The organism is Sporosarcina sp. FSL K6-1540, from assembly GCF_038620285.1.
Taxonomy (GTDB): Bacteria; Bacillota; Bacilli; order Bacillales_A; family Planococcaceae; genus Sporosarcina; species Sporosarcina psychrophila.
Map to the genome: position 1 here is coordinate 3982089 of NZ_CP152018.1, position 14344 is coordinate 3996432.

At 36.9% G+C, this 14344-nt stretch carries 15 protein-coding genes; 7 read left to right on the forward strand and 8 right to left on the reverse strand.

From position 1 onward, the window contains the following. Positions 1-109 precede the first annotated feature (109 nt). Positions 110-1330 (forward strand): MFS transporter, encoded by a 1221-nt coding sequence (locus MKY15_RS18730; protein WP_187044838.1) that lies wholly within the window; start codon positions 110-112, stop codon positions 1328-1330. A gap of 66 nt (positions 1331-1396) precedes the next feature. On the opposite strand, the gene MKY15_RS18735 is transcribed toward MKY15_RS18730, so the two are convergent. Continuing rightward, positions 1397-1975, reverse strand: a complete 579-nt coding sequence (locus tag MKY15_RS18735) for a Fic family protein (protein ID WP_187044839.1) — start codon at positions 1973-1975, stop codon at positions 1397-1399. Continuing rightward, positions 1959-2135, reverse strand: coding sequence for a Zn-dependent hydrolase (locus MKY15_RS18740; protein WP_187044840.1), 177 nt, complete (start codon positions 2133-2135; stop codon positions 1959-1961). Before MKY15_RS18740 ends, MKY15_RS18735 begins: the two co-directional genes overlap by 17 nt. 190 nt (positions 2136-2325) lie before the next feature. Between MKY15_RS18740 and MKY15_RS18745 the strand changes: the two genes are divergently transcribed. The 6 genes from MKY15_RS18745 (at position 2326) to MKY15_RS18770 (ending at position 7488) form a co-directional block, all read left to right on the forward strand. Further along, on the forward strand, positions 2326-3534 hold the full coding sequence (locus MKY15_RS18745; protein WP_187044841.1) for an MFS transporter: 1209 nt from the start codon (positions 2326-2328) through the stop codon (positions 3532-3534). Between the two features lie 103 nt (positions 3535-3637). Next, positions 3638-4072 carry a GNAT family N-acetyltransferase gene (locus MKY15_RS18750; protein ID WP_187044842.1) on the forward strand — a complete coding sequence of 145 codons (435 nt, stop codon included), beginning with the start codon at positions 3638-3640 and terminating at the stop codon, positions 4070-4072. A 320-nt stretch (positions 4073-4392) separates the two neighbouring features. Further along, positions 4393-4968 (forward strand): LysE family transporter, encoded by a 576-nt coding sequence (locus MKY15_RS18755; RefSeq protein ID WP_187044843.1) that lies wholly within the window; start codon positions 4393-4395, stop codon positions 4966-4968. Positions 4969-4993: 25 nt separating this feature from the next. Continuing rightward, positions 4994-5770 carry an AraC family transcriptional regulator gene (locus MKY15_RS18760; protein WP_187044844.1) on the forward strand — a complete coding sequence of 259 codons (777 nt, stop codon included), beginning with the start codon at positions 4994-4996 and terminating at the stop codon, positions 5768-5770. A 242-nt stretch (positions 5771-6012) separates the two neighbouring features. Further along, a complete protein-coding gene (locus MKY15_RS18765) occupies positions 6013-6945 on the forward strand; it encodes an MBL fold metallo-hydrolase (protein WP_342538217.1) in 933 nt (310 codons plus the stop codon). 159 nt (positions 6946-7104) lie between these two features. Beyond that, on the forward strand, positions 7105-7488 hold the full coding sequence (locus tag MKY15_RS18770) for a MaoC family dehydratase N-terminal domain-containing protein (protein WP_187044846.1): 384 nt from the start codon (positions 7105-7107) through the stop codon (positions 7486-7488). A gap of 390 nt (positions 7489-7878) precedes the next feature. Here MKY15_RS18770 and MKY15_RS18775 read toward each other — a convergent pair whose 3' ends face one another. The 6 genes from MKY15_RS18775 to fni form a co-directional block, all read right to left on the reverse strand. Next, complete coding sequence (locus MKY15_RS18775) at positions 7879-8253, reverse strand: rRNA methyltransferase (RefSeq protein ID WP_067209323.1); 375 nt, start codon at positions 8251-8253, stop codon at positions 7879-7881. A gap of 52 nt (positions 8254-8305) precedes the next feature. After that, positions 8306-9091 carry an LAGLIDADG family homing endonuclease gene (locus MKY15_RS18780; protein WP_342538218.1) on the reverse strand — a complete coding sequence of 262 codons (786 nt, stop codon included), beginning with the start codon at positions 9089-9091 and terminating at the stop codon, positions 8306-8308. A gap of 1316 nt (positions 9092-10407) precedes the next feature. Next, a complete protein-coding gene (locus MKY15_RS18785; RefSeq protein ID WP_342538220.1) occupies positions 10408-10974 on the reverse strand; it encodes a GNAT family N-acetyltransferase in 567 nt (188 codons plus the stop codon). 111 nt (positions 10975-11085) lie between these two features. After that, the gene (locus tag MKY15_RS18790; RefSeq protein ID WP_067209329.1) at positions 11086-11637 is read right to left on the reverse strand and encodes a GNAT family protein; all 552 of its coding nucleotides are present in this window, start codon (positions 11635-11637) and stop codon (positions 11086-11088) included. 142 nt (positions 11638-11779) lie between these two features. After that, on the reverse strand, positions 11780-12586 hold the full coding sequence (locus tag MKY15_RS18795) for a GNAT family N-acetyltransferase (protein ID WP_342538221.1): 807 nt from the start codon (positions 12584-12586) through the stop codon (positions 11780-11782). A 711-nt stretch (positions 12587-13297) separates the two neighbouring features. Further along, positions 13298-14332, reverse strand: coding sequence for a type 2 isopentenyl-diphosphate Delta-isomerase (gene fni / locus MKY15_RS18800; RefSeq protein WP_342538222.1), 1035 nt, complete (start codon positions 14330-14332; stop codon positions 13298-13300). Positions 14333-14344: the final 12 nt, after the last annotated feature.

Below are 14344 nucleotides of genomic sequence, written 5' to 3' on the forward strand. Positions count from 1 at the left end.
ACGCTAGTTTATATACCGCATTCAATTCTTCAACCTATATAGAATATGGCACACCCTATAAAAGTGTGAACTTTTTGAGTAATTATTAATAATAGAACGGGGATAGGGTATGTGGAAAAATAGAAACATTTGGATAATATTAACGGGGGAAATGATTGCAGGCTTAGGATTATGGACGGGAATAATCGGAAATCTCGAGTTTATGCAAGAAAAAATCCCTTCCGATTTCGTTAAAGCACTAATAATGTCAGCAGGACTTCTTGCGGGAATTATTGCGGGACCGCTAGCAGGGAAAATCATAGACCAATCAAAGAAAAAAACCGTACTTCTTATATCAGGCGCAGGGCGTATGCTCAGTGTTATCTTTATGCTGATTGCTATATCAACCGGATCTGTTTGGTGGATGGTTGCATTCATGGTTAGCATTCAACTATCTGCTACCTTTTACTTCCCTGCACTGCAGGCAACCATTCCGCTTGTCGTCAAAGATGATGATTTGCTGACGATGAATGGGTGGCATATGAACGTTGCTACGATCTCACGTGTGCTTGGCACCGCCTTAGCGGGCATTATGCTCGTCTACTGGTCGCTTATGTCGCTCTACTGGATATCTATGATTGCTTACGGGGCCCTACTACTATTTACAATGATGTTGCGCATCGATGAGGGAGAGGGAAGAGAGGCCAAAGTGAAATCGGTGGGTAACAAGGGTGGATTCATGGAAGTTTTTCCTGTGTTGAAAGCATATCCTGCTGTCGGCATGACACTCATTATGACGCTTATTCCATTGCTTTTCATCGGATCATTCAATCTAATTGTCATTAATATTAGTGAAATCCAGGATTCTGCATCGATTAAAGGACTTATTTATACATTTGAAGGGGTAGCATTCATGGTCGGAACATTTGCCGTGAAGTATATTTCTAAAAAATGGCGCACGACGACAATCTTATTTTCCTTTGCAACGATGGTAGCAGTAGCAGAATTCATGCTCTTTTTTGCAGACAGTATAGTAATTACGTTAAGTGCTTTTGCCGTACTTGGATTTGCCTTAGGTTGTTTTTTCCCAACAGCAATGGTTATATTTCAGAAACAGATGCCAAAAGAGTACCATGGCCGATTCTTCTCGTTCCGCAATATGTTAGAACGGGTTATGTTCCAGGTCGTTTTACTAACAGCAGGTGCATTTCTCGATATTATCGGATTGCAATCAATGGTTATCATTTTCGGATTAATCAGTTTAAGCATGACAGCAATTTTCTTTGTTCAGATGAAAAAAAGAAATATCATATTAGAACAACCCAAACAAATCGCCGCAAAAAGTATTTAACTTTTTGCGGTTTTTTCTATACATAATGTAAAAAACGAACTTTCCATTTTGGAAGTTCGTCGGCATTTAATCTATGGGTTTTAATGTATCTAGCAATAACTTTTCAAGGAAATCTTCACTTGTTACTGCACGTATCATAGCTCGCATGTATTCGTCACGATCGATTTTGTCATATGTCCATAAAAATCTTTTGGACTTCGCAAAGGCTTGTAGGAAAATACGAATTGTTCGACCATTACCTTCACGAAATGGATGCAGCATATTCAGCTCTGATTTGAAATAAGCCAACCTTTTAACTGCATACTCTAGAGTATCCCAGTCAGGTTCATTGTCTAATTGAGTGAATAAACTAGACGCGTACGCCTCCATATATTGTACTTGGCAAAAGCGAGTATTACCTTTCATCAATTGCAAATCACGGAATTGTCCCGCAAACGAGTAAATGTCTTGGAATAAATGTCGGTGAAGTCCAACAAAATTGATGAGCGAAAAATCCATGATGTTGTATGCGCCTTGTTCAATTTGAGTTGCACGAATCGAGAAAGTAAACGCCTCGGCCTGCTCAAGCTCAGCAAAGTTTGTCACACCTAACAAATTTGTGGTTAAAAGATAATCGTCATTTTCAAATTCATTGTATTTCGCCATTTGCCAAAGCTTCCTTAATCAAAGCAGGCGTTACTGGCATACCCGAATTGACAATTTCAAGAGCTTTTTGTTGCAGCGAATGACTTAAATGTAAGTTTTCAAGCTGCATATTTTTCAATACGCGGTTAAACTCAGGAGAATTTAATTGAATTTCCTTCACACTAAACGACTCCTTTCTATACTCTTTAATTATAAGCTTTTTAGCAGAATTTATCCACTTAATCAAGTGGGGTTCAACTTTTCACCCCATAATATCCACATTATTGCCCCAAAACTAACTATTTCTACCCCAAAAATTTGATAAGCTTAAATTAGAAATTTAGGGCATCGAAGAATACAGGGAGATTTCAATGAAAATTTGGAAGAAGTACTCACTTCTGTTAAGTGGTATAGGCGTTTCATTTTTTGGAAACTGGGTTTATTTAATTGCGTTAAATATTTTAGTACTAGATATGACTGGTTCAGCGGCTGCGGTCGCAGGGATTTACATTGTCGGACCAATTGCACGAATGCTGACAAATTTCTGGGCAGGTTCCATCATTGATCGTGTTAATAAACGAAAATTGATGGTCTTAGCAGATGTCCTAAGGGGTTCGCTTATTTTACTTGTTCCATTTCTTGATTCGCTGTGGATTGTCTACTCCATTCTATTTGCGACAAATATCGCTGGAGCATTTTTTGGTCCAAGTTCGACCTTTTATATCACAAAATTTGTGGTTGAAACCGATCGAAGAAGTTTTAACTCGATCATGAGTATGATGAATTCAGGTTCATTTTTAATCGGACCAGCACTAGCCGGTGTACTCATCGCCTTATTTGGTACAACTTGGTGTGTGATTTTAAACGCGGTTACGTTCTTTTTCTGTGCATTTTGTATTGCAAGGTTGCCTGACGTAGAAAATGAAAACTTAAATCAACGTGAGCCAATTACTTTGAAGATACTGGCTTCTGATTGGCAAGTTGTAAAAGGGTTCATTAAGCAGGATCCTTATTTTATGAAGGTTTATTTGCTGTTCCAGACCTCGCTTATGATTGCTTTTGCTTTAGATTCCCAAGAGGTCACATTTATCAAGCAGGATCTAGCACAGTCTGACCAACTATATGGCCTCATCGTCAGTATTGCAGGTGTAGGTGCATTAATAGGCGCAGCGGCTTCAGCCGCCTTTGCAAAGCGCTTCTCATTGCAATTGTATTTAGGTATTGGAATGGTCTTAACAGCAGTCGGCTATTTGTTGTTCTACAGTACAGTTGATTTTTTGACGGCAACAGTGGCTTTTATCTTTTTAGGATTCTTTATGGCATTTTGCAATGCAGGCTATGATACTTTTTACCAGAGTAATGTACCGACAGCGATCATGGGACGTTTTGGTAGTTTGGCGTCGATGTTCCAAAGCTTTATGCAAATTGTATTTACCTTTACCCTAGGACTGATTTCTGAGTGGTTCTCACTACAAACGGCAGCTATTGGATTCGCTAGTATCGCAGTAGTCATGACGCTGTTGCTTTGTATTCAAGTCTTTAGTCAGCAGCATAAACATTATTATGAAGAAGCAGATTGAGGGAACTAAGTAATGTAACTTAATCAATAGGGAAGAAGAGATTTATGTTGGTATTTATCGATGTAATAGGTGCAGGTTACTTTACTTTGAAAGGGGTGATTACATGGTATTAATACGATATGCACATGGAACAGATTTAGCTGATATAACTTCTCTTATGTCTGAATTAGGGTATGAAACAACCGAAAGGGAAGTAACTAAAAGATTATCGAAGTTAAATTGCAATCCTGATTATCATACTCTTGTTGCGGAAATTGATAATCAAGTAGTAGGACTACTGGGATTATACATTGGGCTATCATATGAATTTAGTGGTTGTTACGGTAGAGTTGTCTGCTTAATAGTGAATCAACACTATAGAAAAAATGGTATTGGTAAACAGCTCATCGCAAGAGCAAAAGAAATCATTATTGAAAAAGGTGGAAGTGCAATCACTTTAAATAGCGGAAATAGAGCTGAAAGGGAAGATGCTCACTCATTTTATTTGAAAAATGGTTTTACTGCTAAAAGTACAGGATTTGTAATGAAGTTCAGCTGATTTACTTTTTTAAATCAGCATAGAGTGACTTAAAAAACGTTCATCAAGCATCGGTAAATGCTTGATGAACGTTTTTTAAGTTTTTTTACAAGGACAGGAACCTCTAAACACTTGGACACGAGGTCCGAGTTCACCACATATATTCCCCAATGACTAGTAAAATCCATCTTTTAATCTGTGCTACAGAATGAAATACAACATATCGGCATCCTGAATTTGTAGAGTTAACATTACAGAAGCTTTAATCCTGCAATAACATACTATAGCCACTAAATATAAAGATGTATAGTTACATGAGAAAACGTGAAAGGAGTTTACTCATGAATATTACATCTTTTTTAATATACTGTTTTATTATTACTTTCACACCAGGACCGACTAATATCGACATACTATCCACTGTGAATAAGCATGGGACAAAAAGGGCAATGCAGTATACATATGGAGCAACGATTGCTTTTGGTTTATTGCTTGCCCTATCTGCTATGTTGAATACAATGCTTATAACGGTAATTCCGAAAATTTTGATTGTTATGCAGATAATCGGAAGCATTTATATGCTCTTTCTTGCTTATCAAATCTGTAAAACGGATAAATCAAAACAAACCGTAAACCAGACTGGGACCTTTATGTCAGGATTTCTCATGCAGTTTTTAAATCCAAAAGTAGTAACATTTACAATGACTGTATTTCCTAGCTTTATTTTGCCCTATTATACCGCAATTCCTGCGGTAACAATAAGTGTTATAGTTATAACACTTATTGGGTTTTTAGCATTTATGACATGGGTTCTTTTCGGTACAATCTTCAAGAAGTTTTTACAGAAGCATGAAAAAGTTGTTAATATTATTATGGCATTATTTTTAGTTTATGCTGCAATCATGATATGGTTGTAGGAATGCTAATGTTGAGGTGAATTAAATGGACAAATTTATCTATAAAAAATCGGCGGGTATTACTGCGTTGGCTGCAAGTATCACTGACTTTACATATAAAAAGCACTCTCACCAGGAGTATGCAATAGGGGTAACATTGCGTGGTATTCAAGAGTACAATTTAGATGGCAGTTTACAATTATCCTATCAAAATGGTGTGATGCTTTTTAATCCAGAACAGGCACACGACGGAATGGCACATGATGAGACAGGCCTTGATTATGTCATGCTCTATATTGAACAACAACTGCTGTTGGAGGTCATTGAGAAAAAGGATTTGGTGCGTTTTTCAACCCCCATTGTGTATGATCATGGACTTGAACAAAGAGTATTACGTCTATCCCATGCGATATTAAATGAAAAAGACGAGACTTTGTGCAGTGAATTACTAATATCCCTCACAGATAGCCTAATTCAAACTAATCTTTCCACGGACACTAAAAAAGACGACTCTCTAATTAGAATAGCAAAGGATATGCTGCATACCAACTTGGAAACTGTCATTAAACTTGACGAGATCTGTGCAGAGCTTAATATATCGAAGTTCCAGTTTATCAGGTTATTCAAGGCTCATACTGGTATCACACCATACCAATACTTTCTTAACTGCAAGATAGAACATGCAAAGCAGTTATTAGGTAAAAATGGAGATATTTATTCAGCAGTAGCTGAATGTGGTTTTGTTGATTTAACCCATTTTAATAGACACTTTAAAAGCGTCTATGGAATAACGGCATTTGAATATATGTCTCATTTAAATTAAAGAAAAGATTTTCGTATTAATTATTATTTCATCACCAATGTTAATGGAATAGCATGCTGAAATACTACTAGACAGATATCATATTGTTAGACTTGGTTCTTGTCAGGTCGGTGTGTAAATAAGGTTAATTCAAATCTGATAGATGTGGCAGAAAGAATTGTTTAGTCATTGAATTTAAGGAGGAATGGCTTCTGAAAAAATCCAATATTATTTTCTTTGAAAGAAAATTTCCAAGTGCAAATATGATTCTTATTAAGGATCAGCTCCCGATTCTTATTGATACTGGTTTTGGAAGTGATGTGAAAGATACTGAGCTATTAATTAAAGAAGAAGGTGTTTCACCAGAAGAATTACATCTCATCGTTAACACGCACTATCATAGTGACCATGTAGGCGGCAATTATCAACTTCAAAAAAATTATGGCGTTAAGATTGCTGCTCATAAATGGGAAGCCGATTTAATTAATTCTTGTGATACTGAAGCATGCGGTTCAGAATGGTTAGATCAGCCTGTGGAACCTTATCGGGTCGATCTAAGGCTCTTGGATAACGATGAGATTAATACGGGAAGGAGAACCTTCAATGTCCTGCATACACCTGGACATACGTTAGGGCATATTTCTTTATATGAACCTGAAGAAGAGATATTAATTTGCGGGGATCTCTTTCACAAAAATGATATCGGATGGTTGAATATCTTTCGCGAAGGTGTTTCATCTATCCAACGATCACTAGAAAGTTTGGATCGGTTGTCTATGCTCCGGATTCAGCAGGCATATTCAGGGCATGGACCTCAAATGGAGAATCCCCTGGCCGCCATTGATGCAGCGAGGAAACGGTTTGAAAAGTGGCTTAGTATGCCAGACAAAGTTTCATGGCATGCCTGCAAGAGGATTTTTTCATTCACACTAATCATTAAAAACGGATTGGCAAAAGAAGATATCGGTAACTATCTACTAAAATGTGGCTGGTTCCAAGATTTTGCACGCTACTCTTTCCAGGTTCAGCCAGAAGAATTTATTCAAATCCTGCTCGATGAAATGATTCGTTCCGGTGCAGCTAGCTGGCACAACAATTATTTAATCGCTACCGCGCCATACCAAGCACCACAAGAGAAATGGATGAATAAGAACATAAAACCTAAAGATTGGGAACCCCATTACTTTGTCACATAAATAAAATAGGTGGGAAGTGGATGGAAAACTGTTGAATCTTACCTGATAGTAATAGTCTCTTTTTATAACGAAGAAGGATAGTTGAATACCGCTCTCAATAGTCATAATATTCACACCTAATAAACGACACAGTATAAAACCTTCAGGGGGGAAATTTATATGCCATTAAAAGTAGGAGATATAATTACGTTTGAACGGTCATTTACAGTAAGGGATGTTGAATTATTTATAGAGATTTCAGGTGATGAAGGGATTCATCACTTGACCCCAGATGAACAAGGAAGACTTGTAGTTCAAGGGTTACTAACGGCAACTTTGCCAACAAAAGTAGGTGGAGACAATAATGTGCTAGCTCGTACGATGAATTTTGAGTTTTTAAGGCCTGTTTTTACTGGTGATACAATAATTTGTGAAGTTAAAATCGAAAAATACGAAAGGCAAGAAAATAAAAACAATAGAACAGCTATTACTGCATCTTTTGTATGTGAAAATCAGGATGAAAAAGAAGTATTAAAAGGGGACTTTTCAGGCGTAATACTTTAACATTTTCAACTTTCATGAAAACTCTCATAACAGTCTGTGGTACAGTGTTTTTGCTGTATGGATGACAAATGGGTAGCGTTAGTAATTATCAGGGTCTTGTAATTAAGATGACGAAAGACGATTGAAAATTAAATGGATTAGCTAATATTTATTAGATGCCTGAATAAATAAGTGTTAACCAATGAATCCATAGGGTTTTGTACAAATAAACTAAACAAGAAAGTCTAATTAGTATAGGTTTTCTTGTTTAGTTAGTTTAAACATTTAGTTTAAACATTCTTGTCATTGTACAATTTCCGTTTTATCTCACTGTTTCAAGTATACTTATCGAATGAAACGCAACTACCGATAATATATATTATGACCATGTAGTTCTATGAACTCGTAAATTCATAGCTCTATCCTGTATCTATGACTAGATTTCTTTGCATCTTCAACATCTATGAACTGAACGCTATATTCTATCACATCATTTAGGAATAACTTATGCGCTTTGGCAAACTGCTTAACCTCATTAAGCAATTCTTTATCACAGCTGTTATTGAATGCTATTCGATCTTTTGGCCGAGTATCTTTATTATATGAGATTTGATTTTCAGACAATAATGACTGTAATCCACTTTCAATTAAATAGTTAACATGCGTGTTATTTTCTTTTGCAACGGATCTAAGATCTTCCAATATTGATTGACTAATATTAGTGACAAAATTGGTCCTTGCTGTATCCGTCGTTTGAATCAATCTGCCATCTACAAGCTTCCACATAATTAATTCACTCCTTATCAAATTTCAAATTTAATTCTGGACTCTTTACTTACTATATGAAATAACGTTGTGACATTCGCTGTCTTTTGTGTAAGATAAAATTATCAGATGCTGCATTATTATATATAATTTCCGCAAGTTTTGGAAGCTCGTATTTGCCTTTTACCCAAATACGATAAATATAATTTCCAGCCGGACTTACTGTTATCGTGATTTCTGAACGTAATTGCCATGATTGAAATACGAACAAGAGCCTAGCTGCAAAATCCTGACTGCCTGACGTAACATTCATAACGTAACCTGATTTTTGTACCCAGCCATCCCCATCAATAACGCCTCTTACAAACGACGCTAAATATTCTTCTGGCACATTGGGAAATGGAACTGATAATGATTTATTAGAAATTATCCCCAACATTTTAAGATCCTTTTTAATCTCTTTAGAATTAATGATTAAAGTTGGTGTAGTTTTTGTTGGCCCTGTAGCTACAAGCACATAGTCTGCCTCCATGTACTTGGCAATCAATTGAAGAATACGTTCATCTTTTTGAGAAAAGTATATGCTATGGAGTTGTTTATTCACATGTCCATCTGTCACGAATAAACCTAACACCCAAGCCATTTCGTGTGTCCATACTTTAAAATAGTCTTCATTCACTTTATGCTTTCTAGGTTGGCCAGAGTATTGTTCTCGATTCATTGAAATCCCATGCTTATACATCACATTCCGAATTGCCCGATCGGACAGGCCGACGATTGGACCCATTTCTTTAAACGACATGCCACTTTTATACATTTTAATAATGGCTTCGTCTGTCATACCTGGATTTCTCGACACAGCCTTCACTTCCCTCCTATTAGCTTGATAGATGAGCCATTTCTTAATAAATGAACGATTTTTCGTTGATTACATTCAATACCCTCAACAAAATATGCTCATTTACAGGGTATAGAACTAGTGTTCTATTCGGGCTATATATACCCAAATTACGAGTTTTTAAACAAAAGAATCTAAAATAACTTTTTTACTTGGATAATATATACTGGTTTTGTTTAAAATATCGTTTTGTTTCCACAATAAATTTCGAACATGGTTTCTTACCTCTCAATTATGTTCCTACCGATAGGAACATACGTTCAACCCTCGTGATTTCGGCACTTAAATTAGAATAATCCAATTTACCCCAAAACCAAAACCACGTGTGCTCTTGGTTTTTCCACAATGAATAGCCGTATAGACCAATGTTTTCGCCTGCAGTAGGATTGCTAAAAAAAATAGCATTCCCTTATTTAACAATTCTGCTTCGTTATTACGGACGACTTTCGCTTCCGCCGCCTTCTCATTAATTTGTACTCCTACGAGCTGTAGAGCATCTGATTCTTCGTAATAGGCTAACTATATCCTTTTTTGAGATTGCCTGCTTATACGAGCTTGTACGCTGGTCTGCGATGAAGATTTAACATCGTTTGAACACATTGTTAGTTAAAACCTTCAAAACTTAAATTTCCTCAACAGTTAACTTACTTTCAACCTCATTAAACAATAGTTGTTTTTCTTCTGCCGTTCAGTCACTTTGTGTTTTTAATTAGTGTTCTTTTAATTCGCTAATATAACAAACGTTTACTGTATTGGAAATGTTACATGATTGGTGTTAGTTGGATAAACGCTGTATGCTCCCCTATTTTCATTTCCGCCCCCACTATATCGTGGTTCACAATATCAATACGCATTTTGAGTTGACCGAACTTTGCGCCTTATTTTTTTGATGATGTTAATAGAGTTAAGGTGCACTTAATTGATCAACTTCGAGACTCCATAAAGAGTCTGTTAAGCCGCCTTATCAAAATTTATTTTAATTGCCCAAAAGCGTCTTCTCGATTGTCTTACGTGCCATTACCAATTAAGGCGTTGGATTGTATGAACTATTATCGACTTACTTAAACTCACAATAGCTCATTGATCAATATTTTATATATGGGGTTTCCAATTTATTGAGTACATTTCCCATGAAAAGAAGGTCCATTGCTATTTTATTAGCAATGGACCTTCTTTCTTTTATAATGCTTTTACCGATTTGACCTTAGTAATTGACAATAAAGCGGAATTCCTTAATAAGCGCATTCTCTTCCGCCGCCATTTGTATTTCCTCACTATTACTTAGTATCTATGTAGTCAATATTAAGATCTGCTTTTATGATCGAGTACATATATAAATCATCGAATTTACCACAAGTAAATTCATAATGTCTCAGTAATCCCTCTCTTCTAAATCCTTGCTTTTCTACTAGCTTTTGTGACGGGAGATTCGTCGGTTCAATCAAAGCCTCAATTCTTTCTAACTGATAGTGTTGATAGCCATACTTAATAACGGCTTCCAATGCTTCACTAGCAATCCCTGTACCCCAGTGATCTTTGCGTAATTCATATCCGACTTCAGCTCGATGATGTTTGGTAAGCATATTAAGAAAGCCACAACTTCCTATAACCTCACCAGAATCTTTTAGCGTAATCCCCCATCTAATTCCTGTACCATCTTCGTATATCGATTTATACCACCTTATTTCATTCTGAGCATCTTCTACTGTTTGGCAAGGTGCTAACCCCATAGGTGTCACAACCTCTTTATCCGATAGATATTTAAACACATCATTAGCATCCTCTGCTGTTACTTCTCTTAAGATTAATCTTCTAGTTTCAATTATTGGAAATTCTTTTCCCATTAAATTAACCTCCACTCAAGTTTTATCACATTGAAACCTATCATCCATTCTTTAATGCTTCTTTTACTATAAGAACCCTTAAAGATTTTCAACTGTTCAAATAAAACTTCATTATTTATTACTCTTGTTCCAATCCTTAGCTAGCATTCCATAAACAATATGGTCCACGTAATGGTCACATAGCCATTCGGCTTCTCGAACACGGCCTTCCTCTGTGAAATTCAATCTCTCTGGAATAGCTCTACTCTTCGTGTTTTCTTCAGCCGCCCGGATCTCGACTCTGTTTAAACCCAACTCGCCGATCGCATGATTCACAAAAGCCCTAACCGATTTAGTCATTAATCCTGAGCCTTCATACCCTTTTCCTAACCAGTACCCCAAACTCGTCGATTTGTTGTTCCAATCAATTTTGTGAAATCCAATTACACCAGCAATTTGTTCTTCAAACCAAATTCCTGCTTGAAACCCATTATTATCACTAAATTGTTTCATGGTTCCCCTAATAAAGGCCTCCGTATCTGCCGAGGATTTAGTACTATCAATGAATGGTAACCATTCTCTCAAACTATCTTTGGATTGATTTGTTAACATAAATAATGGCTCTGTGTCATTTAGATTTAGCATTTTCAATTTTGTTTTTTCATCAATTTTATAAGTAAACATAAAAACCTCTCCTTTAATCAAAATAGCTGAGTCATTCCGAAGATAGAGTCTAAGTTATCAAGTCCCCCCTATTTAGCACTAACTATGTGTACCAACAATCGTTTACAAGCATATTCACCGAATGTCGACTCAAGAAAGAAGACTATTGTTTTACCCAAATTGCCTTTGTATAGACAATTTTCATTCCTACTCTTTCCATATTGTTTTGACTAATGGAACCGAATCTGGCTTGCCCTACAACTAACTTGCTGTTTAGTGTATTAGCATGACGAATGCGTTCTCTAATCAAAGCATTTTGTACTCCTTTATATCTTAAGTGTGGAACAGTAGCTGCCGCCGCAAGAGTAGCTATCCCGTCTTTAATGAACAACACACCAATTCCAGCGGGTTCATTTTCAACAATTGCAAGATAAAAAGTCCAATCTTCATTGTCATATAAGATTTCATTATTTTGAGCAATCCCACTTTGTAAAAATGCAGGCATTTGAAATCCTTTTGCATAAATTTCTGCAAACGTATCAAATTCATTTTTCTCCAACCTGCGGATTAAAATCTTTGGATTAATTGGCGCTAAGTCTTGGGACAGCGAAGCATATAGAGTTGTATGAAAGTCTGACTGATAAAATCCTGACTTATTGAGATAAGTAAGGAAATCTGAAGAAACGTGTGCAGGAGTCAACTCAAAACGCACAGGAATTTCTCTGTCATTATAAAATTCGATTAGTTGATCTACAAACTGCTCATCGCCATCTTTTAACCCTTTAATCGTATTAAAAGATGGCCCTGGAATATTTTTGACTGAAAATGCTGTGGCATTTCCAAACCTTTGTATGTCGACTCCCATAGGGTTACCTTTTATTTCTTGTACAGCAGTCAGCCTTGAAAGCAGTGCATCAACTTCGGATTGTTCTATTTTTTCAGCTAGTCCTTTAGTCAATATAAGATTCACACCTGACACACCCTTCCTCAATTTGATTACTACTGGGCTCTATTAGTCTACTAGTTATACCTTCCGTCTAATAAATCACTAAATAATTCTTTTTTTATATTCTCATCCCATTCACTACTATTCTCCAACACAAAAGCACAACAACCACTTAAAAAATAACGCATATAATTCGGATTTTTTGGTTATTTAATGTAAGCTGCTTGTCCGTCAATAGCTATAAATTTATCCTCTTTAGACAATTAATCATTCCTACATTTAACATTTCAGAAAATTATAGCATATATAATTAGTCGAGTAACCCATCTCGTAAAACAGATATACTATAAGTAATGACTCCAAGTCCTATCACAGCTAAACATTTTAGTAATAAATTATTAGATTCAATTGGAATACCTATGGATTTTGAGACATTTCTTTGCTTTAATCTCATTAAAGCAAAAAAAGAGCTTAAATTCAGCTCTTTTTCTTTATAGGGTAACTATCATTCTGTCTTCTCTTGCCTTTCAATCTTCTCTCACAGTGCCTCTTCTGCATATACACTCATTGACCATGTCTTCTTCTTTGAAAATCACCTGCAATGTATTCAGTAGATTATTTGGCAAATCAAATTTAGCAAACTCGTAAATTCCCGCTCGGTTTCTTCAGGGTGATTGTAATCCCACGGCGCATCGAAGTCTGCCATAACTCACTATCCACATAGTATTCTAGATGTTAACGGATCTGGTAACTGACTCTATCCGTCTCTTTCAACTCAGCCAGCGAAGCCGACCCTATACCGAACATTGCCATCCGTAGTTCCAATTCCCTCGTTTCCATCACTTCCAAGACATCCTCCATAGACTGCGTGGCTTCCTTCAGAATCGATCTGCCGAATCCGACCATGTCTGCACCAAGTGCAATGGCTTTGGCTCCATCTAGGCCAGTATGCATTCCACCGCTTGCGATTATTGGTTGCTCCACAATTTTACCCCTTACCGAAGTAATGCATTCGACTGTTGGGATGCCCCAATCACTGAACGCTTCAGCTGCTTTTCTCTTTACTGTAGATGTTGAACGAAACTTTTCGACCTGACTCCATGATGTGCCGCCTGCCCCCGCTACGTCGATAAAGGAAATGCCTGCATCGCATAAACGTTTAGCTGTGGCCCCGTCAATTCCCCACCCAACTTCCTTCACACCAACTGGCACTCCCAACTCACTGCAAAGTCGTTCAATTTTCTCCAATAAATCTTTGAAATCCGTATTTCCTTCTGGTTGAATCACTTCCTGAATACTGTTCAAATGGAGGACAAGTGCATTCGCCTCTGTTATGTCAATGATTCGGCGACATTCATCTACGCCAAAGCCATAGTTAAGCTGAACCGCGCCTAAATTAGCGATTATTGGGATGCTCGGTGCATATTTCCTTACTTGAAAAGAAGCTCGATGTTCCGCACTTTCTATCAGCGCTCGTGTCGAACCCAAAGCTAATCCCCAGCCTCTTTGTTCTGCAGCTTCGGCAAGATTCCGATTAATTGTTTCTGCAAATGCAGCCCCGCCCGTCATCGAACTGATAATAAATGGTGTTTTGCAATCATGACCTAAAAATGTCGTATCGATTGCGATATCATTGAAATTGATTTCAGGCAACGCATTATGGATAAATTTAACCTTCTCGAAGCCGGTTGTGATAGTGTCACCCGTTACGTGCTCATTCAACGTGATTTGAATATGCTCTGATTTTCTTTGGTTAATTGGTATAGTCATTTGAAAACACTC

What these genes read in the sequence shown, in the direction of transcription:
- MKY15_RS18730 (WP_187044838.1), top strand. Translation starts at nt 110, where the DNA reads ATGTGGAAAAATAGAAACATTTGGATAATATTAACGGGGGAAATGATT.
- MKY15_RS18735 (WP_187044839.1), bottom strand. Translation starts at nt 1,975, where the DNA reads ATGGCGAAATACAATGAATTTGAAAATGACGATTATCTTTTAACCACA.
- MKY15_RS18745 (WP_187044841.1), top strand. Translation starts at nt 2,326, where the DNA reads ATGAAAATTTGGAAGAAGTACTCACTTCTGTTAAGTGGTATAGGCGTT.
- MKY15_RS18750 (WP_187044842.1), top strand. Translation starts at nt 3,638, where the DNA reads ATGGTATTAATACGATATGCACATGGAACAGATTTAGCTGATATAACT.
- MKY15_RS18755 (WP_187044843.1), top strand. Translation starts at nt 4,393, where the DNA reads ATGAATATTACATCTTTTTTAATATACTGTTTTATTATTACTTTCACA.
- MKY15_RS18760 (WP_187044844.1), top strand. Translation starts at nt 4,994, where the DNA reads ATGGACAAATTTATCTATAAAAAATCGGCGGGTATTACTGCGTTGGCT.
- MKY15_RS18765 (WP_342538217.1), top strand. Translation starts at nt 6,013, where the DNA reads ATGATTCTTATTAAGGATCAGCTCCCGATTCTTATTGATACTGGTTTT.
- MKY15_RS18770 (WP_187044846.1), top strand. Translation starts at nt 7,105, where the DNA reads ATGCCATTAAAAGTAGGAGATATAATTACGTTTGAACGGTCATTTACA.
- MKY15_RS18775 (WP_067209323.1), bottom strand. Translation starts at nt 8,253, where the DNA reads ATGTGGAAGCTTGTAGATGGCAGATTGATTCAAACGACGGATACAGCA.
- MKY15_RS18785 (WP_342538220.1), bottom strand. Translation starts at nt 10,974, where the DNA reads ATGGGAAAAGAATTTCCAATAATTGAAACTAGAAGATTAATCTTAAGA.
- MKY15_RS18790 (WP_067209329.1), bottom strand. Translation starts at nt 11,637, where the DNA reads ATGTTTACTTATAAAATTGATGAAAAAACAAAATTGAAAATGCTAAAT.
- fni (WP_342538222.1), bottom strand. Translation starts at nt 14,332, where the DNA reads ATGACTATACCAATTAACCAAAGAAAATCAGAGCATATTCAAATCACG.